Origin of the sequence: Streptomyces sp. NPDC090798 (assembly GCF_044768965.1) — a bacterium.
In the GTDB taxonomy this organism is placed as follows: Bacteria; Actinomycetota; Actinomycetes; order Streptomycetales; family Streptomycetaceae; genus Streptomyces.
The window spans coordinates 244,133-267,728 of sequence record NZ_JBIVXA010000004.1 but is presented as its reverse complement, the minus strand read 5'-3'; the positions used below and the strand labels follow the sequence as shown (position 1 = coordinate 267,728).

Here is a 23,596-nt window from a genome sequence, read left to right as displayed (position 1 = left end):
GCGATCACGGCCGATGGCGGAAGCTGATGCGCATCAGCCGACTGTCAGCCCAGTCTTCGAGCCGAGTCGGCCGGATGGTGCCGGGGTCGTGGGGCTGATTGAGATCCGCCACGATCTCCGCCAGCACGGCCTGACGTTCAGCTGGGTCGGTGACAGGCGTAGCCCGTGCAGGCAGATCTGCACGGATCCAAGTTCTTGAGGTGGAAGGTGAAGTCGGGATTGGCGCGAAGGTTCGCGTGCCAGTCGGTCGCGGCACCGCCGGCGCCGCTACACAGGTAAGTGGTGCCCGCAGCTCGGTAGAAGGAAGATCTCGATGCGGCGTGCTCGGCTGGTGCGGCGCCCCAGCGTCGTGATGTCGATGATCCGTTCTCTGGTGCCCGCGGCCGGGGTGATCTCGATGGCTCGTCGGATGTGGTTGGGCAGGTGGGATAAAGACGCGTCCCGTGCGGAGTCGTTCGACCCGGTCGTGTCTGGAGTGCTCATGCGGTCTCGGCCTGAAGGGCGGGGCCGAGGAGGAGTCCACCGTCGATGACGTGCTCCGACCCCGTGATGAACGACGCGTCCGATGACGTGAGGAACAGCAGAAGACGGCTGACGTCGGTCGGCTCCCCGAGCCGGGGGATGGCGAACGGCTCGGGTGAGTAGAAGTCGGCGATTGCCGCGACTGCGCCAGCTGCTCGTTCGTGGATGAAGGAGGTCGCGATCACGCCGGGGTGGAGGGTGTTCACCCGGATGTGGTCGCGGCCGAGCTCGAGTGCTGCCGTTTGGGTGAGGCCTCGCACGGCCCACTTGCTGGCGATGTGAACGTCCGCCGGGGCTACCGCGACCTCATCCACACCGCGTACGAGAACGTCGCCATCGTCCCCGCCGACCCCATCCCCGACCACGCCAAGAACGGAGGACTCCTTGGCGGAGGCCCGGCGTCCGCTGCGCCCCGCCCGGCATCGCCTGGCCGTGCGGCCGTCCCACCCGTCCCGCGGAAGGCGGCAGGCCCCATGAACACCACATGGCTTTGGCCAGATTGGACGTCTGACGGGTGTTCGAACCCGGCGATACTCAGGGCTGGGCAATCCGCCCCAATCCCCACATCCACCGGAGGTCTCCCATGCCCCAGACCAGCGTTGCCACCACCGCCGTGCTCGATGCCTGGCTGGCGGGCGCCGAGAGCGCGTACGGCCAGACCAACCCCGCCGGGCCCCTCTATGTCGGCGGTGCCGCCGCCGAGGCCGCGCTCACCGACCCGAGCGACTCCCTCTACGGCTTCTGTTCCAGCCCGAGTGGGTCGCACGGCAGCTGGTGTTGCTGATCGCCCGCGGTGACTCCAGGGCCCTTTGTGAAGGCCCTGCCCGCTGAGTGCCCTCTCCAGGGCGCGCTTTTTGACCGTACCGCCTGCGGAGTACGCCTCTTCGGGAGCGCCCCTGCGGAGTGCGGTTCATAAAGCCGGAGCGTGGGAGGCCGCGCGCCAAGCCACGGCGCGTCCGCACCCGGGAACGCGCCGCACCCTGCCGAGTCGGTTGCCGCCCGCCCCCGCGCGCGTCGGGGATGCGGCGGTCTGCGGCTCGGCCGGTTGCTGCCGGGTGCGGATGGGTCGTGGCCGGTCGCATAGTTCCCCGCGCCCCCTCGGAACGACCGGAAGAAGCGAGTTCACGGCGGAATGGGGAAGGTGGACGGTGAGCGGATCGGCGCCGGAAAGATCGGAAAAGCCGGGGAAGCGGGACGAGGCGGAATGGTTCGCCCGACCCGTACGGACCATCGGCCGCCCATGGCGGGAAGAGCTGGCCCGGCGGCTGGCCGCAGTGGACGCTCTGAGCCGGGACGAACAGGAAGCGGTACTGGAGGCCGGCCACACCGCCCTGCTCAGGTCCTTGCACGCCAAGCTGTCCCGCCTGTTCCTGATCGAACTGCACGCGCTGCGCATGACAGCGGGCGGCGGACGCCACGCGGAGGACGCGGCGGCGGGATCCGACACGCAGACGTGGACCGCGTTCCTGGAGCAGGCCGGGGAGGAGGGCTATCTCGACCGGCTGGCCGGCCGGTACCCGAACGTCGGCCCGCGGATCGCGTCGGTGGCGCGGTTGTCGGTGGCGGCGACGGCCGGATTCGCCGAACGGCTCGCCGCGGACCGTGAAGTGCTGCGGCCGCTGCTGGCGGGTTCAGCGGGGGAGATGCGAACCGTCGCGTTCGGGGCGGGCGACACCCACCGGGGCGGCCTGACGGTCAGCCGGGTCGACTTCGCCGGCGGGAGCGTCATGTACAAGCCCCGGCCGTCCGAAGCCGACGTGGCGCTGGGCGCGCTGCTGGACGAGGTCTACGCGGACTTCCCCGGCGCACCGTCGCCCGACGAGCGCATCCGGGTGCCGCGGACACGAGCACGCGAGGGCTACGGCTGGGCCGAGTTCGTCAGCCACCGCTACTGCGCGGGCGAGGCCGAACTCGCCGCGTTCTACCGGAACGTAGGGCACTGGCTGGCCGTCCTCCGCTTCACCGGCGGCACCGACATGCACGCGGAGAACATGATCGCCGCGGGTCCGGTGCCGGTGATAGTGGACGCCGAGACCCTCTTCGACGCCCCCGCGCCCTTCCCGCCCAGCGGCCGCGGCGACGCGGTGGACGTGGCCGCGGCGGCCATCCGCCGTACCGTGCTGCGAACCGGACTGCTGCCCGTACGCGGCACCGGCTTCGCGCTCGGCGGGGTGGACATCTCCGGGGTCGGGTCGCTGCCCGGCCAGCAGCCGCTGATCCCGAACCCGGTGATCGCGGACGCCGGTACCGCGGCGGCCCGTTTCCAGGTGGACCTGGTGGCGATGCCCACCGCGGGCAACCACCCCAGCCCCACTCCCGTGTTGAGTGCGTACTGGGACCGGATTCTGGCCGGCTTCGAAGAGATGACCGCGCACCTGCGCCGGCCCGGGACCGACCCGTACCGGCTGCTGCGCCGCTTCGAAGGCGCCCAGGCGCGGCGGATCCTGCGGCCGACACAGGCGTACGTCGACATCGGCCGGATGCTCTGGCACCCGGCGTCGCTGCACGACGAGGCGGCGGCGGTCGAACGGGCCCGGGACATCCTGCGGCGCAACGCCGAGGTGCTCCCCGGCGCGCCGACCGAGCGGGCGGCCATCGACGGCGAGATCGCGGACCTGTTGGCCGGCGACGTGCCGATGTTCACCTTCACCGTGGACCCGGCCGCCGTACGGACCACCGTCGAGGACTGGCGCACCGCCGACCTGGCGCTGGAGGAGGCGGTGATCCAGGACGCACTGGTCGGGGCCTACCTCAACGAGCGTTCGCTGCCTACGCGGACCCAGGCCGCCGCCCGCGCCCCGCACGCCCGGGACCGGGAGCGCCGCCGCCGCGACCTGGCCGCGCAGATGGTACGGCGGCTGTGTGACGGGGCGGTGCGAGGTGAGGACGGTACGGTCACCTGGATCAGCCCCGTCTTCACCCCCGCGGGGTGGTCCATCAGGGTGCTGCCCGCCGACCTCTACACCGGGCAGGGCGGGGTGGCGCTGACGCTCGCGGAGTACCTGACCGAGGTGCGGGCCGGGCGGGCGGAGGAGGTGCCGGGGGTCGACGAGACGTTCGAGGGGGCGCTGCGCGTCCTGGTCGGCACCGAGGACCGGACACCGACACCGTCACCCGGGGCGTTCAGCGGCGCGGCGTCGCAGGTCTGGACGTGGCTGGCGCTGCACCGGGTGCTCGGTGAGGACTGGCTGCTGGAGCGGGCCGCCGCGAGGGCCGTGCTGCTCTCGGAGGGCCGACTGGTCGAGGACGACGTCGAGGTGGACCTCCTCAACGGGGCGGCCGGTGGAGTCGTCCCCCTGCTCAACCTGGCCGCGGCTACCGGACAGGACCGCTGGCTCGGCGCCGCCGCGCACATCGGCCGCCGGCTGACCGGGCTGGCCGCCCTCGACGCGAGCGGCGCCCGCTGGACCACCCGGCTCAACCCCGAGGGCATCGGCGGCTTCGCCCACGGCGCCACCGGTATCGGCTGGGCGCTGACCCGGCTCGCTCTCAGCGACGCGGGTTCCGCGGCCGAACGCCGTGACTGGAACCATCTCGCCGAGCGGGCCTTCGCCTATCAGGAGTCCCTCTACCGCCCCGAGCACGGCAACTGGCTCGACGTCCGCGTCGGGGCCGAGGAGGACTTCTTCACCAGCTGGTGCCACGGCAGCGCGGGGGTCGGGATCGGCATGCTCGACCTCCACCAGCGCACGGGCGACCCCGCCCACCTCGACATGGCCCGACGCGCCGCACGCGCCTGCGCCGCCGAGGGCTTCGGCTGGAGCCATACCCTGTGCCACGGCGACCTCGGCCTCTGGGAATTCCTCACGGCCATGCACTTCGAAGACCCCTCCGACCTCGACGCCGAAATCCTCACCGGCCTCGAGCAACGCGGCCCGGTCGGCGGGCTGGCCCGCGAAGCGTTCTCGCCCAGCCTCATGTCCGGCCTCTCAGGAGTCCTTCACACCCTCCTGCGCATGCACCCCGCAGCCACCCTGCCCGATCCCCTTCTCCTCGACTGACCCGGCCTCGGGGCAAGATCATTCTCGCCACGCTGCCCCGAGGCGGTTGGCCGCCGGGCGGCGGCCCCGACAGCCCCGCGCCGGACGCCGGCGCGGGGCCGGTCCCGTCGACGCGTGGTCCGGCGCGTGCGGGACGCGCTCGGCAGCCTTGGCGGCACATTCGATAGTTCCCGTCTGCGCTCGCAAGCCGTCCTGGGGCGGTGCACTGTGGAGCATGTGGGGATCTGGAATCGCTTTGCCGGCTTCGGCCCGCGGCAGTCGAATCATGCGCTGCTGGCGATTCCCGTCCTGCTCATCGTGATGATCACGCTCGTCGACATCGTGGCCCCGGCCGACATCCACCTGGGGCCGCTGCTGGTGATCGCGCCCGCGATCACCGCCTCCTTCGCCGGTCCCCGGCTGACCGGGGCGATCGGTGTCCTGGGCCTCCTGGCCCAGGCAGGCATCGGCCTGCACGACGGAATCCTGTTCTCGCGCAACATCGTCGTGCAGATCGTCGCCCACGCGGTACTGACGCTTCTGATCGTGTGCTTCTCCGTGGTGCGCGAGCGGCACGGACGGGAGCTGGCCCAGGTGAGATCGGTCGCCGAGGCCGCACAGCATGTACTGCTGTGGCCACTGCCCAGCGGGATCGGCCCCCTGCGTACGGCGTCGGTGTATCTGGCCGCCGAGGACGAGGCCGAGATCGGTGGAGACCTCTACGCCGTCACGCGTACCGACAACACCACGCGCGTGCTCATCGGAGATGTCCGGGGCAAGGGCTTGGCAGCCATCGGCGAGGCCGCCGTGCTGCTCGGCGCGTTCCGCGAAGCCTCCCATCAGCACGCCGAGCTCACCGCGCTGACGGACGCGCTGGAACAGAGCGTCGGCCGCTACCACGGCGAATTCACCGCGCCCGAGGACGAGGCCGGGGCCGAGGAGCGCTTCGTCACGGCCCTCTTGCTGGAGATCCCCGACGATGCCGCCATCGTCCGGATGACCAGCTGCGGGCACCCCGCGCCGCTGCTGCTCAGCCCGGAACACTCCGTCACCGCACTGAGTCTGCACCCCGCACCCCCGCTGGGAGTCGGATTCCTCTTGGGCCCGTCGCTGCGCACGCTGGACGTGTTCACCTTCGAAGCCGGGGAAACCCTCCTGCTCTACACCGACGGCGTCATCGAGGCGCGCAATAAGAGCGGTGACTTCTATCCGTTCGCCGAACGAGCAGCCCAGTGGACCGAGTGCGGCCCCGAACCGCTCCTGCGTCACATCCGGCGTGACCTCCTCGCCCACGTCGGCGGACGCCTCGGCGACGACGCCGCGCTCATCGCCATTCGCCGGGCGCACACCCACCCCGGCCACCATTTCGCAAGGCTCATCCACGCCGAACGGGCCTGAGCGAGTGCTTAGCATCGTGGCCACGGCGAGGGCCACGGCGGCCGGAATCGTGGAAACCCACAACCTCAGCCGTGACCACCAGCGACAGTTCCATCGGGGCGCGAATTCCGGAGGGTGGGCGCCGGACTCCCAGGAACGCAGCTCCTGAGAAGGCGTGGCCTGGTTACACATGCGTCGAGGCGCCACGGTAGAGCCATGAACACACGAAGGCAGCACCACATCCCTTCGTCGGCATGCGGGTGACGCCAGACGGCTACGGGCCCCGTGTCCGGCCGTACGCACCACAGCAGAGGTGACCGACATGGAAAGCCTGGAACTGATCGTCGTCGTCGCCGTCGGGGTACTCACGATGGGCCGGCTGTCACGTCTACGGGCCTGAGTGAACCACTGCCGCTGCTCGGCGCAGGCTGCCTCGTAGGACTGACCCCGTCCTTCGCCGCGTTCGCGCTGTCTCCCGACGTCGCTGTTCCTCGTTCTCCCCGCCCTGCTGTACTGGGAGGCGCTGACCTCCTCGGTGCGCGAGATCCGCAACAACGTCCGCAGCATCGCCCTTGCAGTTCACCGGGCCGGTCCTGGCCACCGCCGTCGCCGCCGTGGCCAAGGCCATGCCGCGCCGCATCCTGACCGTGCTGCGCGCCGAAAGCCTGCTGAACGACGGCACCGCTCTGGTCTTGCTGGCCGTGACCATCGAGGTCGTCACCGACGAGCAACCCTTCTCGTGGTCCGGTCCGGCGCTCGCCTTCGTCGTGTCCTACGCCGGCGGAATCCTGATCGGTGCCGCGGTCGCACTGCTCCTGATCCAGGTCCGGCGCCGGCTGCCCGAGCCCCTGCTCCACAGCGTGCTGAGTGTCGCCACCCCTTTCCTCGCCTACCTGCCCGCCGGAACTCCTGCACGTGTCCGGTGTCCTCGCCGTCGTCATCTGCGGCCTCGTGACCACCCGGTTCGGCCCTCGCGTCCTCGGTTCCGACGCCCGCATCCAGGCCGTCGCCTTCTGGGAAGTGGCCAGTTACCTGCTCAACGGCGCCCTGTTCATCCTTGTCGGCATCCAACTGCCCGCCGCGGTGAGGGCATTGACCTCGGTCTCCCTGGCGCAGGCGGCGCTCGCCGCCTGCGCCGTGAGCGTCGCTGTGATCGGGACACGGCTGCTGTGGTTCTACTCGGTCCCCTATCTGGTCAGGTCCTGGACCGACGTCATCAGCGGCGGGAGCGCCGTATCACCGCCTCTCAGCGCCTGCCGCTGGCGTGGGCGGGGATGCGCGGAGCCATTTCGCCGGCCGCGGCGCTGACCGTGCCCGCCGCGACCGCCGAGGTGTCGTCGAGCAACGCGACGCCGTCGTGTTCATCACGGCTGTCGTCATCGTCGTCACCCTGACCTTTCTCGGTCCCACGCTGCCGACCGTGGTCCGCCGGGCCCGCTTCCCCGAGGACGAGGACAAGACCGCGGAACTCATCCTCGCCCGCTGCCGTATGAGCAGCGCCGCGTGCGGAGCCTCGAACTGGCCCTGCTTCAGGTCAAGCGGGACACGCTCACAGACCTGCGCGACGCCGGCCGCATCGACGACATCGTTCAGGAAGCGCTCGACGTGGAGGAGGCCCGTCTGGAGAGATCGCACGCGGGTCGGGGACCCGCGTGCGGCCAGCTTCCGGAACCGGTCGTCAGCCCGCGGCGGCGGTGAGCGCCTCGAGGGCGCCGGCCTGGGTACGCCAGTCGGTCTGGTTGGGGCCGGTGCCGGCCCAGCGCTCACCCAGGGCGTTGAGGGGGCTGCGGTCCCGCGCCCACAGTGTGTCCGCCTGCTTCTGGACGTAACTCTGGTAGGTGCTGGAACCGGTGGCCTTCGCGAGGTCGGCGAAGTTCCGCATGAAGATGCCCTTGAACTGCTTCTGGTTGTCGTCGCAGGACGCGGAGCCGATGTCGCAGGACTCGGTGAGCACTCCGTCCCGGGTCAGTGTCGGGCTGCTGATGGCGGCGTCGGCCAGGGTGCGTGCGGTGGTCAGCAGGGAGCCGTCCCCGGTCGCCTTCCACAGTTCGGTGAAGCCGCCGATGGCCAGTCCCTGGTTGTAACTCCACACGGTGCTGCCGTTGTTGGCGCAGGCCGAGGTGAGCCCGTCGTTCACCAGCCCCGAGGAGTTGATCAACCCGCTGGACCTGTACCAGGCAGCGGACGTCCTCGCCCGCTGGAGCCATACGGTGTCGCCCGGGATGCGCTGGTGCAGCGCGGTGGTCAGCCAGAGATACTGTCCGTTCGTCACGGCGTTCTTGTAGGTGCGCTCGCGGTCCCACCACACGCCGCCCCCACAGGTGCCGGGGTCCCAGTACTGCTGGACGTAGTTGGCGATGGTGACCGCCTCGTTCAGATAGCGGGAGTCACCGGTGTAGTCGTACGCGTCGATCCAGGCGATGGCCCACCAGCCCGAGTCGTCGATGGAACGGCTGATGAAGTCACCCTCGATCGCGTCCGAACTGCGCACACCGGCGGCGAAGGCACCCTTGTTCTGGTTGAAGGTGCGCGCGATGACCCAGTCGTAGTCGTGCGTGCCGGTGGTCTTCGCGAAGTCGATGAGGGAGGTGAGCGTCGCGGCGGAGTTCCACCAGCTGCTGGGCCACCAGCCGTTGTAGGGGTCGTACGAGGTCATCAGCGCGTCCGCCGCGGCGCGCGCCCTGGTCGGCACGGGCCTGACCCACGCGGTGCAACTGCCCTCGTTGTGGCTCGCCTCCCGGCCGCACGCCCGGACCGCGCCGCCGTAGAGGAGGCCGCGCGGGTCGCGGGTGGCGTACATGGCGGTACGGGTGCCGGTGGCGCCGGACGGAGTGCTGGTACGGCCGCGGGAGGAGCCGTCCGGCCAGGTCGAGCCGCCGTCCCAGGAGCGGTCGAGCCAGATCTCGTCACCGGCACCACCGGTGTCGATGCTCGCCCAGGCCATCGCGTTCTTCTGGTCGACGTGCAGCCGGATCGTGCGGCCGTAGAGGCTCGTCGACGGCACCGGCTGGTCGTCACCGGCCGCCTGGCCCGCGCTGGTGCCGTCGCAGAGGGTGTCGCAGACGGTGGGGTAGGCCCAGTTCGTGCAGCCGACGCCGGCCGCGTCGCCGCAGACCCGGACCAACCCGCGTCGGTGGTTGCGCGGGTCGGTGATGTTGTACATCAGCGTCCTGGTGCCGGTCCAGGTTCCCGGGATGCTCGCCTTGCCGAGGAGTCCTTCCCAGGTGGCGCCGCCGTCCCAGGAGCGGTCCAGCCACACCGAGTCGCCGGTCACGCCGTTGTCGATGCTGGCCCAGGCCATGTCGTCGGCGTCGGAAACGTGCAGTTCGAGGCGACGGCCGTTGAGGTCCTTGTTCGGTACTGGAAACGTTTCCTGTCTTGCCTGCGAAGGATCCAGCGTGTCGCAGGCCAGTACACACACCTGGGTTGCGGCGGACGCGGGTGACGCGGCCGGGACGAGGGCCGCGAACGCGAGGGCGGCCGTCAGCGGGAAGGTCAGGAGCCGCATTCTGACAACGATGTCGAATCTGCGTGAGGGCACCGGAACTCGCCTCGATTTCAGAGTGGGGGGACGCCGGTCGGGTCTCACTGAGCCAGGCGGAGGGGTACTGGTCCATACCTGTAGGGAGGCAGTGAACCGGTTCGGTGGGGGGCTGTCAATGTCTCCAACGGGAGTGATTCCAGGGCTGGTTCACACCGGCTGTGACGGGTTGACACCCCGTTGTGGGGCGCACATCATCGGTGGAACTCCGGCGAGGCGCCTCGCACATCCACTGCTTCATGAGTCCCAGACCTTCGTCAGCGATTGTTTTGAATCGATTCAAGCACCTCTTTCCCGCATCCAGACCCGGGAGGTACCCATGCGGCGCCGCCGTCCCCCGCTGATCCGAACGCCCGGTCCAGGGCGCCTACTTGGCCTCGCCACGGTGGTGGCCGCCGCACTGCTCATGACTCCCGCGCCGGCCACATCGGCGGCAACCCCGTCGGCCGCAACGGGCGTCGGCAAGGCGACCCTTGACGCCCTGAACTACTCGCCGACCTCACGCACCCTCAAGCCGATCGCGATCTACCGCACGTCCGGCAGCGTCGCGAACCCGCAGAACGTCCTCAACGGGCAGTCGACGCGGATCTCCGGCTCGCAGTCGGCCATCACCCTCGACTTCGGCAAAGAGGTCGGCGGTGTGACAACGTTGTCCTTCGGCAGCGCAAGCGACGGCGGTCAGCGGGTCGGCCTGGGCTTCAGTGAGTCGTCCCTGTACGTGGGCAACAACAGCGACCGCAGCAGCGGACGCGACGGCGAGGACGGGGCCCTCTACGCGACGGCCTCCGCGGGCGGCACCTACACGGTCCCGACCGCCCAACAGCGGGGCGGGTTCCGCTACTTGACGGTCTTCCTCGACACCTCGGGCTGGGTGGACCTCAAGGGTGTCAGCCTCAACTTCACCGCGGCTCCGGGGAAAGCCAACCCGGCCGACTACGCCAACTACTTCTCCTCCAGCGACGACCTGCTCAACAGCATCTGGTACGCCGGGGCGTACACCGTGCAGCTCAACACGATCGCCTCCAACCAGGGTCGCGCCTGGCCCCCGCCTGCCTCGGCATGGGACAACGGCGCCACCGTCGGCGTGGGTGACTCCGTCCTGGTCGACGGGGCCAAGCGTGACCGCACGGTGTGGCCCGGCGACATGGGCATCGCCGTACCCACGCAGTACGCGTACTCCAACGACCTCGCCTCGACCCGCAACGCGCTCACCACGATGTACAACGCGCAGTCGGCGGCGGGCGAAATCCCCTGGTCGGGCCCGCCGTTCAACCTCACCGGCTCGGACACGTACCACACCTGGACACTGCTGGGGACGTCGACGTACTACACCTACACCGCCGACCGGGCGTGGCTCGACTCCGAATGGGCCAACTACAAGCGGGGGATGGCCTTCATCACCAACAAGATCGACGGCAACAACCTGCTCAACGTGACCCGCACCCAGGACTGGGCCCGGGTCGGCCAGGGCGGTGAGAACATCTCCGCCAACGCGCTGTTGTTCGCCGCGCTCAAGGGCGGCGCCACCCTCGCCACGGCCGAGGGCGACAGCGCGCTCGCCGCGAGCTGGAACGCCAAGGCGGCCGCCATCAAGACCGCCGCCAACTCCCTGCTGTGGGACGCCTCGAAGGGCATGTACAAGGACAACCCGACCAGCGGCCTGTACCCGCAGGACGGCAACTCGCTCGCCGTCTGGTACGGGTTGACCGACTCCGCGGCCAAGTCGAAGAGCGTCACCGCGGGGCTCGGGAAGAACTGGGGCATCTACGGACCCACCACCCCCGAGTGGGGCGGCAACGTGTCGCCCTTCGCCGGCGGCATGGAGCTCAACGCCCGCTTCACCGCCAACGACGACTACACGGCCCTGGACCAGATCCGCCGCACCTGGGGCCACATGCTGAGCAGTGACATCGGTACCAAGAGCACCTTCTGGGAGGGCATCAAGGCGGACGGCGGCCTGGCCTACGGCGGTTCTTTCATGAGTCTGGCCCACGGCTGGTCCACCGCGCCCACCTCCACGCTCACCTTCGACGTGCTCGGCACCGCACCGGAGTCGGCGACCGGCACGTACCGCTTCGTCCCGCACCCCGGTGATCTGACCAGCGCCGAGGGCCGCATCACCATGCCCCAGGGCGCCGTCAACGCGTCCTGGTCCCGCGACCCCGCCGCCGGCACCTATTCGGCGCACCTGAACAGCCCGTCGGGCACCACCGGCCGCATCGGCGTCCCGAAGTTCGGCGGCGGCGACATCTCGGTGTCCGTGAACGGCACCGTCGTATGGAGCAACGGAAGCTTCACGCCCACCTCCGGCATCACCGGCGCGAGCCAGGACGACACCTACGTCTACCTCACCGGCGTCGCCCCGGGCAGCTACACCGTGTCCGCCACCGGACTGGGCAACCCGGCGCCACCCGCCGATCCCGGTACCGGTGCGCTGCGGGCGGGCTTCACCCGGTGCGCGGGGGAGGGCGGCACCTGCTCCTTCAGCGGCACCCGATCGGTGGCCTACGGCGCCGGGACGTACACGTACAAGACCGTGACCAGCAGCACCGCCTGCAGCAACGACTCCTTCGGCGGCGACCCGGCGCCGAATCTCGTCAAGTCCTGCTACGTCGCCGACGCGGGGGGTCCGCCCGGCTACACCGCCTGTGCGGCCGAGGGGGGCACCTGCGCCGTGCCCGGCTACAACCGCGACGTGGCCTATGGCGCCAACGGCAACTTCGTCCACCAGGTCACCAACGGCTCCGTCGCCTGCACCAACGCCCACTTCGGCGATCCCATCGACGGAGTGGCCAAGTCCTGCTACCTCCCGCCCGCCGGAGCCCCGGCCGGCGGCTGGACCAAGTGTGCGGACCAGAACGGCTCCTGCCCGGCTGCCTCCGGGCAGCCGGTGACGTACGGCGCCTTCGGCGCGTTCACGACGATCGCGGCCACCGGCGACACCCCGTGCACCGACGCCACCTTCGGCGATCCGATTCCCGGCGAGTCGAAGACCTGCTACACGGCCACCGGCGGCCCGGCCGGCTACGCCGCCTCCTGCTCCGCCGAAGGCGGCACATGCGCCTTCAGCGGACAGCGGACCGTCGCCTACGGCGCCCGGGGCCGTTTCCTCTACAAGGCGTTCACCGGCGGCACCGGCTGCACGACGGCGGCATTCGGCACCGATCCGCTGCCGGGCGTGAGCAAGACGTGCTACCTCACCTCCTGAGCAGCGCAACGCCTCCGGCAGCCTCCGTTCCCCGCGTGTCAGGGGGCTGCCGGATCACTCCGGATGGGCCACTGCCTCCTTCTGCAGCTGCACCGCCGCCAGCAGGCTCAGTTTCGGTTCCGCCTGGCGCAGCGCCCGCACCGCCGCGACCGAGGTGATGTCCCCGGTGAAGCCGACGTCGGTCAGCCGGGAGCGGACCCAGCGGGCACGCAGCTGGGTCTCGGTGGCGGAGGCGGTGGACTCGACGAGCGCGGCGGCGCGTTCCAGACCGAGGCGCTCTTCCGGAGTGGCCTCGGCCAGTGCCTTGCGCAGGGTCGCCGCGACCACGTCCGCGTCCCGGATGGCCAGCACGAAGTTGTTCTTCTTGCTAAATCCCGTGATTCCTGTCATGGGGATCAGCCTGACTGCCATGATCACTGCGTGCCAAGCGACTTGAGGAGACTCAGAGGCTCGGCCACTCGCCGTCGGCCTGTGCGGTCGGGGCGGCGGACCGCGCACCCGGTGCGTGTCTGCGCGCCGGATGCGCGGTCGCTTTCGTCGTCGGGCGATGGGATCAGCTGCTGGGGACGGTGTCCTCGAACGTGGTGCCCGCGCTGCGGTACGCCGTCACCTTGGCGGCGACCTGCGCCGGCGTGAGGACCTGGTCCTTGACGTGCAGGACGTAGTCGACCTGCTCGTCGTACGCCCGCGCGGTGGTGCTGGTCTGGCCCGCGAGGTCGATCAGCCACTGGTTGAAGTTGATCGACATCGGCCGCTCCGGCAGGTACGCGGAGTCATGGGTGCCGAAGAGCTGTCCGTCGATGTAGTACTTGATGCTGCTGTTGTCGATGGTCAGCACCAGGTCGTGCCAGCCGTTGTAGCTCTGACGCCTCTCGGTGTGCTGGTTGACCGCCACCCAGGGGTCGGCCTGGTAGGTCTCCCAGGACGTCGTGTAGAGGATGTCGGAGGTCTCGCCCCAGCCGCCGTTGGGCAGGTACTCGAAGTCGTACTCGGAGTAGTCGTCCGCCATCGGTGCCGTGAGGTCGTTGATGGTGAAGAACGTCTGGACGAGGTGGTCGCCGTCCGGGCCGTACTTGGGCGCGTCGTTGAACTTGACCCGGGCCGCGTAGGTGCCGTTCTCGAACTTCCGCGCGTTGGTGACGATCTCGGTCTGCTTGGTGCTCTCCCCGGTGCCCGACGTGGAGGTCTCCAGGTTCATGACGGAGTTGCCGCTCGTGGTCGCGAAGGTGACCTTGTCGGGCGCCCAGGTGGCGCCGGACACGCCGGGGCCGCCGGAGGCGGAGCGCACGCTCCAGCCGTGCGCCGAGATCTTCGGGTCGTTGTAGGCGCTGTAGTTGAAGTCGTCGAACAGCGTGGCGCCGGTGGCCGGAGGGTCGGTGGGCGGGTTCGTCGGGTCGTTGCCCGCGGGGGCCTGGCCCCACAGCGTGGTGCCGGACAGCTGCGCGGTGACCTTGGACCAGTCGGCGTACGACGTCTGGGAGGCGCCGAAGGAGTAGTCGTCACTCTGGTTCAGCGACTGCCACGTCGACTGGTAGAAGCGCAGCTGCATGTCGCCGGTGTCGGCGCCCGGCGCGAGCGTGCCGGCGCCGGAGGTGAAGCCGATCTCCAGGTAACGGTCGGCCGTGGCGGTCGGGTTGGCGAGCGTGCCGAAGGTGCCCGTGACGTTGGCGCAGCCCTTGACGGCCCAGGAACAGGCGAAGCGATAGGACGCGCCGGCCGAGTCGGCCTTGAAGTAGTAGCGGATCTTGACGTTCGCCAGTTGCACGGTCGTGCTGCCGGTGTTCTTCACCTTGAACCAGGGTTCGGACTGGTCGGCGGTGGCTCCCGTGGCGCTCGTACGGTACTGGACGCTCAGCCCGTCGCCGGCGGCGCTCGCGGTGGCCGGGAGCGCGGTGAGCGCGGCGGCGCCCATGGCCACCGCGACGGCGGCGGACGCTGCGGCGCGTAGCCGGTTCTTCGCGAATCTCATGGTTGTTCCTCTCCAGAAAGGTGGGGTGATTCCCGGAACGGGACAGGGTCAGGGGTGTTGCCGGACGTCGAGGGCGTCGAGCCGTATGGTGTGCTCGTCGAGGCGGGAGCGGAAGTCGGCCCAGTCGGTCGCGCCGCTCCAGGCGCGGTCGGCGAGGGCACACAGCCGCGGGTAGGTCAGGTACTCGATGTGGGCGGCCGTCGTGACGAACTCGGTCCACAGCTGGGTCTGGGTGCCGAGCACCCGCCCGGCCACGTCGGGGTCCGCGTCCTCGGGTACGGGATCGTGGGCGTGGACGGCGCGCAGATCGACGACGCCTCCGGGCTGGGCCAGTGGCTCGCGCGGGTCACCGGACCGGGCGTAGTCGAGGTAGGTGGCCCGGTGATAGGCGCTGACGACGGGGTGACCGCGGCGGGCCGCCGTCAGAGTGTGGGCCGAGTCGCGCCAGGTCATCACGGTGAAGTCGAGGGGCAGTTCGGCGCCGGTCTCGGCCCAGCCGACCGGGCGGCGTCCGTGCCGGACAAGGAAGTCGCCGATCTGCCCGAGGAACCAGCCGTGCAGGGCCGCGGGGCCCGGGAGGCCCTGCGCCACCGCTCGTTCCCGCGCGGCGACACTGTGCGTCCACTCGGTGGTGGGGCACTCCTCGCCGCCGACATGGATGTACGGCGAGGGGAAGACGTCCATGACCTCGTCGAGGACGGTGCGGCAGAAGTCGAGGACCTCGTCGTGGACACCGAGGACGGTGTCGCACACGCCCCAGCGGGTCCAGACGTCGAGGATGCGCTCCGGATGGTTGCCCAGTCCGGGGTAGGCGGCGAGGGCGGCGCGTACATGGCCGGGCATCTCTATCTCCGGTATGACGGTGACGCCGCGAGCGGCCGCGTACCGGACCAGGCCGACGAGTTCGTCCCGTGTGTACGCCCCGCCGTGCGGGATGCCGTCGTAGGTGTCGCTGCCGGCCGGGCCCTTCTGGGACTCGGCGCGTTGGCCGCCGACCTCGGTGAGCTTGGGCAGTGCGGCGATGGGCATGCGCCAGCCCTGGTCGTCGGTCAGATGCAGATGGAACACGCTGATCTTGTGCAGGGCCAGCAGGTCGACGTACCGGCGCAGGTAGGAGACGGGCTGGAAGTGGCGTGCCACGTCCAGCATCGCGCCGCGCCAGGGGTGGCGGGGGACGTCGGTGATCTCGGCGCACGGCAGCAGCCACCGTGTACCGCGCTGCGGAGTGCCCAACAAGGCCTGAGGAGGCAGGAGTTGACGGAGCGTCTGGATGCCGCGCAGCAGACCGGTCAGGTGCGCGGCGCGCAGCAGCACGGCATGCGGGGCGACGGTGAGCCCGTACCCCTCTTCACCGAGGCCGGTGAGTCCGGGGTCGAGCGTCAGGGAGAACTGTCCGTCCGGGGACGGCCGCAGAGACAGCCCGGTGGCGGGGGCGAGCAGGGTGCGCAGCAGGTCCGCGGCCGGTTCGGCGCCCGCGCCGATGTGCAGCGCGGTGCCGGTGTCGAGCGTGAAGTGTCCCGGCCGGAGTGCGGCCTTGGTGGGGCGGGGTACGAGGGTGAGCACGGATCGCTGTGCGGGCATGGATCAGCTCCGGGACGGGTTCGCGTGGGGGTGGGGTGTGAGGTCAGCCCTTGACTGCGCCGGCCGCGAAGCCGGAGGTGACATGGCGCTGGAGCAGCAGGAACACCACGAGCGCCGGGGCGGCGAAGAGGGTCGAGGCGGCCATCGTGGCGCCCCAGTCGGTGCCGAAGACGTTCTGGAACGAGGACAGCCACACGGGCAGGGTGCGGTTGTCCTGCTGCTTGATGATCAGGAAGTTGGCGTAGGCGAACTCGTTCCAGGCGGTGATGTAGCCGAACAGCGAGGTGGCCATCAGGCCCGGTGCCAACAGCGGGAACGCCACACGCCGGAACGCGCCGAGCCGGGTGCAGCCGTCGACCTGGGCGGACTCCTCCAGCTCCGGGGGGATCGTGCCGATGAAGCCGCGCAGGACGATGATGGTGAAGGGGAGCGTCATCATGAAGTAGACGAGGGTCAGGGTCGGCAGCCGGTCGAGCATGTCGGTGTCCCGGGAGATGATGTAGACCGGGATGATCAGTGATTCCCAGGGCGCCATCTGCGCGATGAAGACCATGAGCATGAACTGCCGCCGCCCCTTCCACTTCATCCGGGCGACCGCGTAGGCGGCGCCGAGCGCGATGACGAGGGCGAGCAGGACGGCGCTCAGCGTGACGAGGACGCTGTTGCGCCAGAACAGGCCGAAGCCGGCGGCGCCGACGGCGGTGCGGAAGTGGTCGAGTGTCCAGGTCCGAGGGACGATCCGGGGGTTGTCGGACTGGATGTCGCGGGTCGGGGTGAACGCGGTGGCGACCATCCAGTAGACCGGGAAGAGACAGACCACGACCGTGACGACGGCGGCGGCGTTCAGGGGCAGACGGCGGATGCGGGGCCGGGTCGTGCTCATGCGAGCTCGTCCTCCTGGCGGAACATCTGGCGGAAGTAGAAGACGAGCACGCCCGACATCAGCACGACGGTGACCATGGAGGCCGCCGAACCGAGGTCGTAGCGCTGGCTCGACAGGGCGGTCTGCACCGCGTACACGGGCAGGATCGTGGTCGCGTCGCCGGGCCCGCCGTTGGTCATCACCCAGATCTGGACGAACGCCTTGAAGGTCCAGATCACTTCGAGCGAGAACACCAGCATGAAGATCGGCCGGACCATGGGGAAGGTGATGGAGCGGAAGATCCGCGGCCCCGACGCGCCGTCGAGCCGCGCTGACTCGTACAGCTCGGTGGGGACGGTGGTGAGGGCCGAGTACAGGGTGATCGCGGCGAAGGGCACGGACTGCCATACGACGAGGACGACCACGATGGCGAAGGCGGCCGGGCCGTGTGCGAACCAGGGGTAGCGGTGGAAGGACTCGAACCCCAGGTCGGTCAGGACGGCGTTGACGATGCCGAACTCCGAGTGGAACAGCCACTGGAAGACGGTGGTCGCCGCGACGACGGGCATCGCCCAGGTCAGCACGAGCGCGCAGAGGACCGCGGTCCGGCCGAACCGGCCGAGCCGCTCGACCATGAGCGCGACCAGCGTGGACAGCACCATGATCAGGACGACGTTGATCGCCATGAAGAGGAAGGTGCGGCGCACGACCTCCCAGAAGCGGCCGTCCCCCAGCAGCGTTTCGTAGTTCTTGAATCCGACGAAACGCGCGCCGCCCAGGATGAGTTGACGCAGGCCGAAGTCCTGCAGCGATATCACCACGGCGCGGACCAGGGGATAGACGAGCAGATAGAGCGTGCCGAGGACGGCGGGCGCGATCAGCACGTACGGCCAGATCCCACGGCCGGTGGACCTCGACGGGCGGCGCGGCCCTGGACCGGTGGAGCGCCGGGGCGGCCCGGTACCGATTGGGGGGCGGGGGGCGGTCTGCTCGCGGACGGCCGGCACGGCGCTCCTCCTTCCGGTGCGTGGACGGTTCAGGAGCCGGAGTTCATGGCCGCGGTGATGGCCTCGGACGCGGTGGCGGCCTTCTTCTGGATGTCGCCTCCGGTGAGGACGGCCGTCATGTAGTCCTTGACCGGGTTCTTGGCCTCCACGGCGGCCCAGCCGGGAGTGTTGGGTGTGGCGTGGCCCTGGGCGGCGCCGACCGCCATGGCCGCGGCACCGGGGTCGGCCGCGACCGCGGAGGCCAGGGTGGTCTTGTTCGGGACGTAGCTCATGGCGACGGCGAGCTTCTTCTGCCAGGTGTCGCCGGTGAGTTCCTTGACGAAGGTGTAGGCCGCGTCCTGCTTGGTGGACGCCGTGGGGATGACGAGGTCGGAGCCGCCGGTGAAGACCGCGCCGGGCTTGTCGGCGGCCTTCCCCGGGATCGGGAAGAAGCCGAGCTTTCCCTTCAGCGCCGGGTTGTTCTGGATGACGACGTTGGCGCCGCCGGGTGTCGAGATGACCTGGGCGACCTTCCCCTTGGCCATGACGTCCGCCTGCGGGGGGTTGGCCTCGTCGGAGTCCTTGGGGCCCTTGCCGAGGGCCTGGAGCTTCTCGTAGAACTCCATACCGCGGATCGCCTCGGGGGAGTCCAGCGTGCCCTTCCACCTGCCGCCGGACTCGGTGGCGAGGTCGCCGCCCTCGTCCCAGACGAAGCCCGCGAGGGTGTACCAGTTCTGGCCGGGCAGATAGATGCCTTGCGTGTCAGCGGTGTTGAGCCTCTTGGTGGCGGCGATCCACTGGTCGCGGGTCTTGACGGCGGTCGCGTCGATGCCCGCCTCCTTGAAGAGGTCGGTCCGGTAGATGACGACGCGGTTGGCGGCGTAGTACGGAACGCCGTACTGCTTGCCCTCATAGACGCCCGGCTCCGCGAGACCCTTGAGCCAGTTCTTCCCCCCGAGGTCGTCGGCCTTGTCGCTGAGGTCGAGCAGCCCCCCGCTCTGCGCGAACTGGGCGACCTGGGTGTTGCCGGTCTCGATGACGTCCGGTGCGTCGTTGCTGGCGAGAGCGGCCGTGACCTTCTCGCCGATCCCGTCCCACTCCTGGATCTGCACCTTGACCTTGATGTCCGGGTGAGCGGTCTCGAAGCCCTTGACGAACTCGTTCTGGAACTGGGCCGAGACGCTGTCGCGCATCAGCCAGACGTCGATGGTGGTGCTCCCGCCGGAGCTGTCGTCGGAGGTATCGGAGGAGCTACTGCAGGCACTCAGCCCGGCCGTCATCACGAGCACGGACACACCGGCAAACAAGCGGAGCTTCACGGTTCACCTCTGGAGGACATGACCTGACCACCTGACCAGTGAAGTCCACTGGACAGATCACCTCTTGATGTGGGGTTGAAGGTGGCATAGACCAATCGAGGACGTCAACCCCCTGTACTTCAAAGGGTTTTGGGGCGCAGGCCGGTCCGGATCTGGACGGTCTCCGCTCGGTGGCGGCTACACTCGCTTGATCAAGGGGGCAGTTGCGGGTGACCACTGGTCAACTGGTTAACTGGATATTCCGCGTATGAGGGAGGGCACCATGAAGGCTGACGCACCAGGTGCGGTGCTCAAACGGGAGCGAGTTCGCGACTTCATCCTCGACCTCATCGAGTCACACCGCCCGGGGGACGCGATCCCCTCCGAGCGTTCCCTGTGTGCCCTCCTGGGCGTGTCCCGCCCGACCCTGCGCGCGGCGGTCGACGAACTCGTCGCCGCGGGCCTTCTGGTACGGGAGCACGGTCGCGGCATGTTCGTGGCACCCGAGAAGATCACCCAGGAACTCGTCTCGGGTCAGCAGGCCATGACGGTGCCCCAGGCCTCCGGGACCTGGTCGAGTCGCCTGCTGGAGTTCACCACCATTCCAGCGGGCGCGCGTGTGGGCCGCAAGCTGCGCATCTCGCCCGCCGTCGAGATCGTGTACGTGGCACGGCTGCGCCAGGTCGACGGCTCCCCGATGGCCATCGAGCATCTGCACATCAGGGCCGATCTGGTCCCCACCCTGTCCGCCCAGGAACTGGAAGCCGGCGACCTGTACGAGCACCTGCGCGAGCAGCATGGCGTGTACGTCCAGGAGGCCGTACAGGCGATCGAGCCGACCGTCGTCACCCGGGCGGAGGCCGAGCTGCTCGACGTGCCCGAGTTGTCCCCGGCGCTGCTCTTCGAGCGGCTCACCTCGGACACCACGGGGCAGCCCGTCGAATACGTCCACTCGATCTACCGCGGAGACCGCTATCGCATCGTCTCCCGGCTCACCCTCGGCCCCTCGGCCGCGGTGCCGCCGGCCCAGCTCGGACACCACCCCGGCATCCCCCCGGGCGACTTCGCCCACCGCGACACCATCGCGTCCTCCACGCGCGGGGACATCCAGTCGGCACCCTGAGCTACCGCGGTCTCCGGCTGGGCGGGGGAGAGGCGCGGTGGCGAACGGATGTTGTCTCGTCAACCAATGCGTGGGGCGGGGGAGGAACAGCCGAGAGCTGTTCCTCCCCCGCCATGACGGGGGGCGAAATCAGATGGCCTGGGCGGTGGGCATGATGGTGATCTCGGTGAGGTTGACGTGCCGGGGGACGGCGGCCATGAAGGCGATGGTCTCGGCGATGTCGGCACTCTGGAGGCAGTCGATGTCGTGGATGAGGTCGGCCATCAGCTTGGAGGCGTCGGGGTCGGTGACGTGGTCGGGGAGTTCGGTGTCGACCATGCCGGGTTCGATGGTGGCGACGCGGACCATCTTGGGGCCGAGTTCGACGCGGAGCAGTCGGGTGAGGTGGCTGATGTAGGCCTTGGTGCCGGAGTAGATCGAGAACTTCGCCAGGATGCGGGTGGCCGCGATGGACGAGGTGTTGATCAGGTCGGCGGCCTTGCCCTGGGCGGCGGAGTCCGTCAGGTGGGGGAGGAAGGCGGCGATGACGTTCATGAGGCCGGTGATGTTGAGGTCGATCTGGCGCTGCCAGTCGTCGACCTTGAGTTCCTCGATGCCGGAGATGAGCTGGACGCCGGCGTTGTTGAACACGAGGTCGGCGTTGCCGAAGCGGTTGGCGACCTGGTCGGCGGCGGTCTGGACGGCGGCGCGGTCCGTGACGTCGACGGCCAGAGCGAGTGCCGTGCCGCCGGCGGTCTCGATGCTCTTGACGACCTCCTCCAGTTTGTCCTTGCGCCGGGCCAGTACGACCACGGTGGCACCGAGCTCGGCGAGGCGTTCGGCGGTGACGGCACCCATGCCGCTGGAAGCGCCGGAGACGACAGCGACACGGCCGGCCAGGGGAGTGCCGGTGAGCAGAGCAGCAGACATCACAAAACCTCAGTCTCTGTGATCGGAAGGGGGGAGTGCCGGACTGATCGGAAGGAGGGGCGAGCCGGACTGATCGGAAGGGGGAGCGCCGGTTCGGTGTGGTGCCAGGCAGGGCCGGTCGTCCTGCCTGGCCGGGCTGCTTGAGGGGGCTGTGCGTGCCAGACCGCGGTGGCGTCAGGCGGCGTCGTCGTGGGCGGTGGCGGCGGACTTCTCGCGCCAGGGGGCGAGGTCGTCCTGTACCTGCTGGTACTTGACCTCGAGGCGCTCGAGGGTGTCGAGGCCGAGGTAGAGGTGCGTGGGCAGCTTCTCGGTGGAAGCGACCTCGACGATGAGGGCGGCGCCCTTGACGGGGTCGCCGAGCTGGGCGTGGTTGGCCTGGTCGATCCAGTCCAGCGTCACGTGGGCGGGAGTGTCGTCGTAGTCGGTGATGCGGTTCGCGGCGACCGACAGGGAGCTGGCGTCGAGGAAGTCGGTGCGGAAGACGCCCGGCTCGACGACCATCGACTGGATCCCGAACGGCGCCATCTCGACGGAGAGCGCTTCGCTGATGCCGGCGACCGCGAACTTCGACGCGGAGTACAGGCTGACGCCGGGCTCGCCCTCGAAGCCGGAGCGGGAGCCGATGTGCACGAGCTTGCCGGAGCCCTGCTTGCGCATGACAGGCAGGACGGCACGGGTGACGTTGATCAGGCCGAAGACGTTGAGGTCGAAGAGCGAGCGGGCTTCGGCGTCGGTGATCTCCTCCAAGGCGCCCAGCAGGCCGCGGCCGGCGTTGTTCACCAGGACGTCGATGCCGCCGAACCGGTCCACGGCCGCCTCGATGGCCCGCGGGATGCTGTCGTTGTCCGTAACGTCCAGGGCGACCGCGAAGACGTTCTCGGAGTTCTTCAGATCGGCCGGCACGCGTTCCGGGTTTCGCACGGCGACCACGACATTGTTACCGCCTGCCAGAGCGGCACGGGCGATTTCAGCGCCGATTCCACGGGAGGCGCCGGTGACAAACCACGTAGCCATGGGAAAACCTCTTTCGTCGCTTCCCCTTCTCGGGGATTTACTGTTGACGTATTCGAGTGTGCCCGTCGGATACGGCGGTATGAAGGCTGCGCTTTTCCTGGGAGTCTCACACCCAGGAAGACGAGGCGGCCCTACCGAGCCGATGTCCGGGCGATCCGCCGACACCCGACGCGGTGGATGTTTTCGGTGACTTCTTGGATCGAATTCAGGGTGCCGTCGACGGCACCCGGCTCAGGCGCCGTGTGCGGGATTCTGCTGGTGAGGTACTTCAGATGCGCTGATGGAGCCCAGCAGGGCCAGGCCGTCGGCGGAGGGAGAACCCGGCTCGGCCTGCAGGATGACGAGCTGCTGTCCCGGAGCGCTGCGGATGCTGAGGGCCTCATGCCGCAACTCCAGGTCCCCCACGCCGGAGTGGTACATCTGCTTGACGTCGTAGGGCGGGACCCGGGTGTACTCGCGTGCCCACAAGGTCCGGAAATCCCCGCTGCGCACCGACAGTTCACCGACGAGCTCCAGGATGCGGGGATCCTCGGGGGTGCTTGCGGCGGACTGCTGAAGGTCGGCGACCGCACGGTGCTTGGCCCGCTCCGCGTTCCTGTAGAAGGTCTTCGCCGCGGGATCCAGAAAGAGCATGCGCAGCACGTTGTCGTGCTGCGCGAAATCGCGGTAGAGGGCGTCGGCCAAGGCGTTGGTGGCCAGCAGGTCCTGGGCATGGCCGACGATGAAGGCCGGCGTCCTGGTCCAGCTTTCGATCAGTTGCCGCAGGTGGGGGCGGACACGCTCTACCCGGAAGGGTCGCTTCGTGCGGCGGGTTGCCGGCTGGGCCAGCCGGAAGAGTTCCCGCTTGTCCTCTTCCCCGAGTCGCAACACGCGGGCCATGTCCTCCAGCACCCGGAGTGAGGGGCCGAGTTCACGGCCCTGCTCGAGGCGGCTGTAGTAGCTCGGACTGACGCCTGCGAGCGTCGCGACCTCGTCACGCCGCAAGCCGGGCACTCTTCGCCGGCCGGCGCTGGGCAGTCCTGCGTCCACGGGGCTGAGGCGTTCCCTGTGCCAGCGAAGGAACTGACCCAGCCCTTCAACCGAGTCAGGGCGCGTGTCGTTGTCCATGCTGCCGAGGCTAGGCGGAAAACGCCCGGAAAACCCCTGTCCACGGTGGGTGCATTACACCCAGGATTGCGGTTTCCCGGGCGGCACAAGGAGCTGACGGACGGAGAGAGGCCTCCCCG

Annotated in this window: 20 protein-coding genes and 1 pseudogene; 8 read left to right on the top strand and 13 right to left on the bottom strand. The window is 69.5% G+C overall.

What is annotated here, in order from left to right; translation table 11 throughout:
- Positions 1-4: 4 nt before the first annotated feature.
- From ACIQTP_RS11375 to ACIQTP_RS11365, 3 genes are all read right to left on the bottom strand, one after another.
- Positions 5-127, bottom strand: a complete 123-nt coding sequence (locus tag ACIQTP_RS11375) for a hypothetical protein (protein WP_285788128.1) — start codon at positions 125-127, stop codon at positions 5-7.
- Positions 128-267: 140 nt separating this feature from the next.
- Positions 268-483 (bottom strand): hypothetical protein, encoded by a 216-nt coding sequence (locus tag ACIQTP_RS11370; protein WP_403398653.1) that lies wholly within the window; start codon positions 481-483, stop codon positions 268-270.
- On the bottom strand, positions 480-836 hold the full coding sequence (locus ACIQTP_RS11365) for an SDR family NAD(P)-dependent oxidoreductase (protein ID WP_403398651.1): 357 nt from the start codon (positions 834-836) through the stop codon (positions 480-482). Before ACIQTP_RS11365 ends, ACIQTP_RS11370 begins: the two co-directional genes overlap by 4 nt.
- A 269-nt stretch (positions 837-1,105) precedes the next feature.
- On the opposite strand from ACIQTP_RS11365, the gene ACIQTP_RS11360 reads away from it, so the two are divergent.
- From ACIQTP_RS11360 to ACIQTP_RS11335, 6 genes and pseudogenes are all read left to right on the top strand, one after another.
- Entirely contained in the window at positions 1,106-1,306 is a 201-nt protein-coding gene (locus ACIQTP_RS11360; protein WP_095858363.1) for a DUF6229 family protein, read from the top strand.
- A 364-nt stretch (positions 1,307-1,670) separates the two neighbouring features.
- Positions 1,671-4,523 (top strand): type 2 lanthipeptide synthetase LanM family protein, encoded by a 2,853-nt coding sequence (locus tag ACIQTP_RS11355; protein WP_403398649.1) that lies wholly within the window; start codon positions 1,671-1,673, stop codon positions 4,521-4,523.
- Positions 4,524-4,823: 300 nt separating this feature from the next.
- Complete coding sequence (locus ACIQTP_RS11350) at positions 4,824-5,900, top strand: PP2C family protein-serine/threonine phosphatase (protein WP_403399096.1); 1,077 nt, start codon at positions 4,824-4,826, stop codon at positions 5,898-5,900.
- Positions 5,901-6,493: 593 nt separating this feature from the next.
- Positions 6,494-6,721 (top strand): annotated as a pseudogene (locus ACIQTP_RS11345) (cation:proton antiporter); the annotation flags it as partial.
- Between the two features lie 25 nt (positions 6,722-6,746).
- Complete coding sequence (locus ACIQTP_RS11340) at positions 6,747-7,187, top strand: cation:proton antiporter (RefSeq protein WP_403398647.1); 441 nt, start codon at positions 6,747-6,749, stop codon at positions 7,185-7,187.
- Between the two features lie 195 nt (positions 7,188-7,382).
- Entirely contained in the window at positions 7,383-7,577 is a 195-nt protein-coding gene (locus ACIQTP_RS11335; protein ID WP_403398645.1) for a hypothetical protein, read from the top strand.
- Here ACIQTP_RS11335 and ACIQTP_RS11330 read toward each other — a convergent pair.
- Positions 7,558-9,387, bottom strand: coding sequence for a glycoside hydrolase family 76 protein (locus tag ACIQTP_RS11330; protein ID WP_403398643.1), 1,830 nt, complete (start codon positions 9,385-9,387; stop codon positions 7,558-7,560). The genes ACIQTP_RS11335 and ACIQTP_RS11330 overlap by 20 nt on opposite strands.
- A 418-nt stretch (positions 9,388-9,805) precedes the next feature.
- Here ACIQTP_RS11330 and ACIQTP_RS11325 point away from each other — a divergent pair, with 418 nt between their 5' ends.
- Positions 9,806-12,628: an MGH1-like glycoside hydrolase domain-containing protein gene (locus ACIQTP_RS11325; protein WP_403398641.1), complete on the top strand. Its 2,823-nt coding sequence runs from the start codon at positions 9,806-9,808 to the stop codon at positions 12,626-12,628.
- 54 nt (positions 12,629-12,682) lie between these two features.
- Here the strand turns inward: ACIQTP_RS11325 and ACIQTP_RS11320 are convergent, their stop codons facing one another.
- The 6 genes from ACIQTP_RS11320 to ACIQTP_RS11295 all read right to left on the bottom strand — a co-directional run bounded on the left by ACIQTP_RS11320 (position 12,683) and on the right by ACIQTP_RS11295 (position 19,306).
- Entirely contained in the window at positions 12,683-13,018 is a 336-nt protein-coding gene (locus ACIQTP_RS11320; RefSeq protein ID WP_403398639.1) for a hypothetical protein, read from the bottom strand.
- Positions 13,019-13,181: 163 nt separating this feature from the next.
- Entirely contained in the window at positions 13,182-14,597 is a 1,416-nt protein-coding gene (locus tag ACIQTP_RS11315) for a cellulose binding domain-containing protein (protein WP_403398636.1), read from the bottom strand.
- 48 nt (positions 14,598-14,645) lie between these two features.
- Positions 14,646-16,178 (bottom strand): beta-N-acetylhexosaminidase, encoded by a 1,533-nt coding sequence (locus ACIQTP_RS11310; RefSeq protein WP_403398634.1) that lies wholly within the window; start codon positions 16,176-16,178, stop codon positions 14,646-14,648.
- A 43-nt stretch (positions 16,179-16,221) separates the two neighbouring features.
- A complete protein-coding gene (locus ACIQTP_RS11305; RefSeq protein WP_403398632.1) occupies positions 16,222-17,061 on the bottom strand; it encodes a carbohydrate ABC transporter permease in 840 nt (279 codons plus the stop codon).
- On the bottom strand, positions 17,058-18,047 hold the full coding sequence (locus tag ACIQTP_RS11300) for a carbohydrate ABC transporter permease (protein WP_403398630.1): 990 nt from the start codon (positions 18,045-18,047) through the stop codon (positions 17,058-17,060). The genes ACIQTP_RS11305 and ACIQTP_RS11300 overlap by 4 nt, the downstream gene beginning before the upstream one ends.
- A 29-nt stretch (positions 18,048-18,076) precedes the next feature.
- Entirely contained in the window at positions 18,077-19,306 is a 1,230-nt protein-coding gene (locus ACIQTP_RS11295; RefSeq protein WP_403399094.1) for an extracellular solute-binding protein, read from the bottom strand.
- A 301-nt stretch (positions 19,307-19,607) separates the two neighbouring features.
- On the opposite strand from ACIQTP_RS11295, the gene ACIQTP_RS11290 reads away from it, so the two are divergent.
- The gene (locus tag ACIQTP_RS11290) at positions 19,608-20,447 is read left to right on the top strand and encodes a GntR family transcriptional regulator (RefSeq protein WP_403398628.1); all 840 of its coding nucleotides are present in this window, start codon (positions 19,608-19,610) and stop codon (positions 20,445-20,447) included.
- A gap of 129 nt (positions 20,448-20,576) precedes the next feature.
- Here the strand turns inward: ACIQTP_RS11290 and ACIQTP_RS11285 are convergent, their stop codons facing one another.
- The 3 genes from ACIQTP_RS11285 to ACIQTP_RS11275 all read right to left on the bottom strand — a co-directional run bounded on the left by ACIQTP_RS11285 (position 20,577) and on the right by ACIQTP_RS11275 (position 23,477).
- Positions 20,577-21,359 carry an SDR family oxidoreductase gene (locus ACIQTP_RS11285; RefSeq protein ID WP_403398626.1) on the bottom strand — a complete coding sequence of 261 codons (783 nt, stop codon included), beginning with the start codon at positions 21,357-21,359 and terminating at the stop codon, positions 20,577-20,579.
- A gap of 171 nt (positions 21,360-21,530) precedes the next feature.
- A complete protein-coding gene (locus ACIQTP_RS11280; protein WP_403398623.1) occupies positions 21,531-22,370 on the bottom strand; it encodes an SDR family NAD(P)-dependent oxidoreductase in 840 nt (279 codons plus the stop codon).
- 231 nt (positions 22,371-22,601) lie between these two features.
- On the bottom strand, positions 22,602-23,477 hold the full coding sequence (locus ACIQTP_RS11275) for a helix-turn-helix transcriptional regulator (protein WP_403398621.1): 876 nt from the start codon (positions 23,475-23,477) through the stop codon (positions 22,602-22,604).
- Positions 23,478-23,596: the final 119 nt, after the last annotated feature.

What these genes read in the sequence shown, in the direction of transcription:
- ACIQTP_RS11275 (WP_403398621.1), bottom strand. Translation starts at nt 23,477, where the DNA reads ATGGACAACGACACGCGCCCTGACTCGGTTGAAGGGCTGGGTCAGTTC.
- ACIQTP_RS11320 (WP_403398639.1), bottom strand. Translation starts at nt 13,018, where the DNA reads ATGACAGGAATCACGGGATTTAGCAAGAAGAACAACTTCGTGCTGGCC.
- ACIQTP_RS11305 (WP_403398632.1), bottom strand. Translation starts at nt 17,061, where the DNA reads ATGAGCACGACCCGGCCCCGCATCCGCCGTCTGCCCCTGAACGCCGCC.
- ACIQTP_RS11295 (WP_403399094.1), bottom strand. Translation starts at nt 19,306, where the DNA reads ATGACGGCCGGGCTGAGTGCCTGCAGTAGCTCCTCCGATACCTCCGAC.
- ACIQTP_RS11370 (WP_403398653.1), bottom strand. Translation starts at nt 483, where the DNA reads ATGAGCACTCCAGACACGACCGGGTCGAACGACTCCGCACGGGACGCG.
- ACIQTP_RS11280 (WP_403398623.1), bottom strand. Translation starts at nt 22,370, where the DNA reads ATGGCTACGTGGTTTGTCACCGGCGCCTCCCGTGGAATCGGCGCTGAA.
- ACIQTP_RS11360 (WP_095858363.1), top strand. Translation starts at nt 1,106, where the DNA reads ATGCCCCAGACCAGCGTTGCCACCACCGCCGTGCTCGATGCCTGGCTG.
- ACIQTP_RS11315 (WP_403398636.1), bottom strand. Translation starts at nt 14,597, where the DNA reads ATGAGATTCGCGAAGAACCGGCTACGCGCCGCAGCGTCCGCCGCCGTC.
- ACIQTP_RS11350 (WP_403399096.1), top strand. Translation starts at nt 4,824, where the DNA reads ATGATCACGCTCGTCGACATCGTGGCCCCGGCCGACATCCACCTGGGG.
- ACIQTP_RS11330 (WP_403398643.1), bottom strand. Translation starts at nt 9,387, where the DNA reads ATGCGGCTCCTGACCTTCCCGCTGACGGCCGCCCTCGCGTTCGCGGCC.
- ACIQTP_RS11310 (WP_403398634.1), bottom strand. Translation starts at nt 16,178, where the DNA reads ATGCCCGCACAGCGATCCGTGCTCACCCTCGTACCCCGCCCCACCAAG.
- ACIQTP_RS11290 (WP_403398628.1), top strand. Translation starts at nt 19,608, where the DNA reads ATGAAGGCTGACGCACCAGGTGCGGTGCTCAAACGGGAGCGAGTTCGC.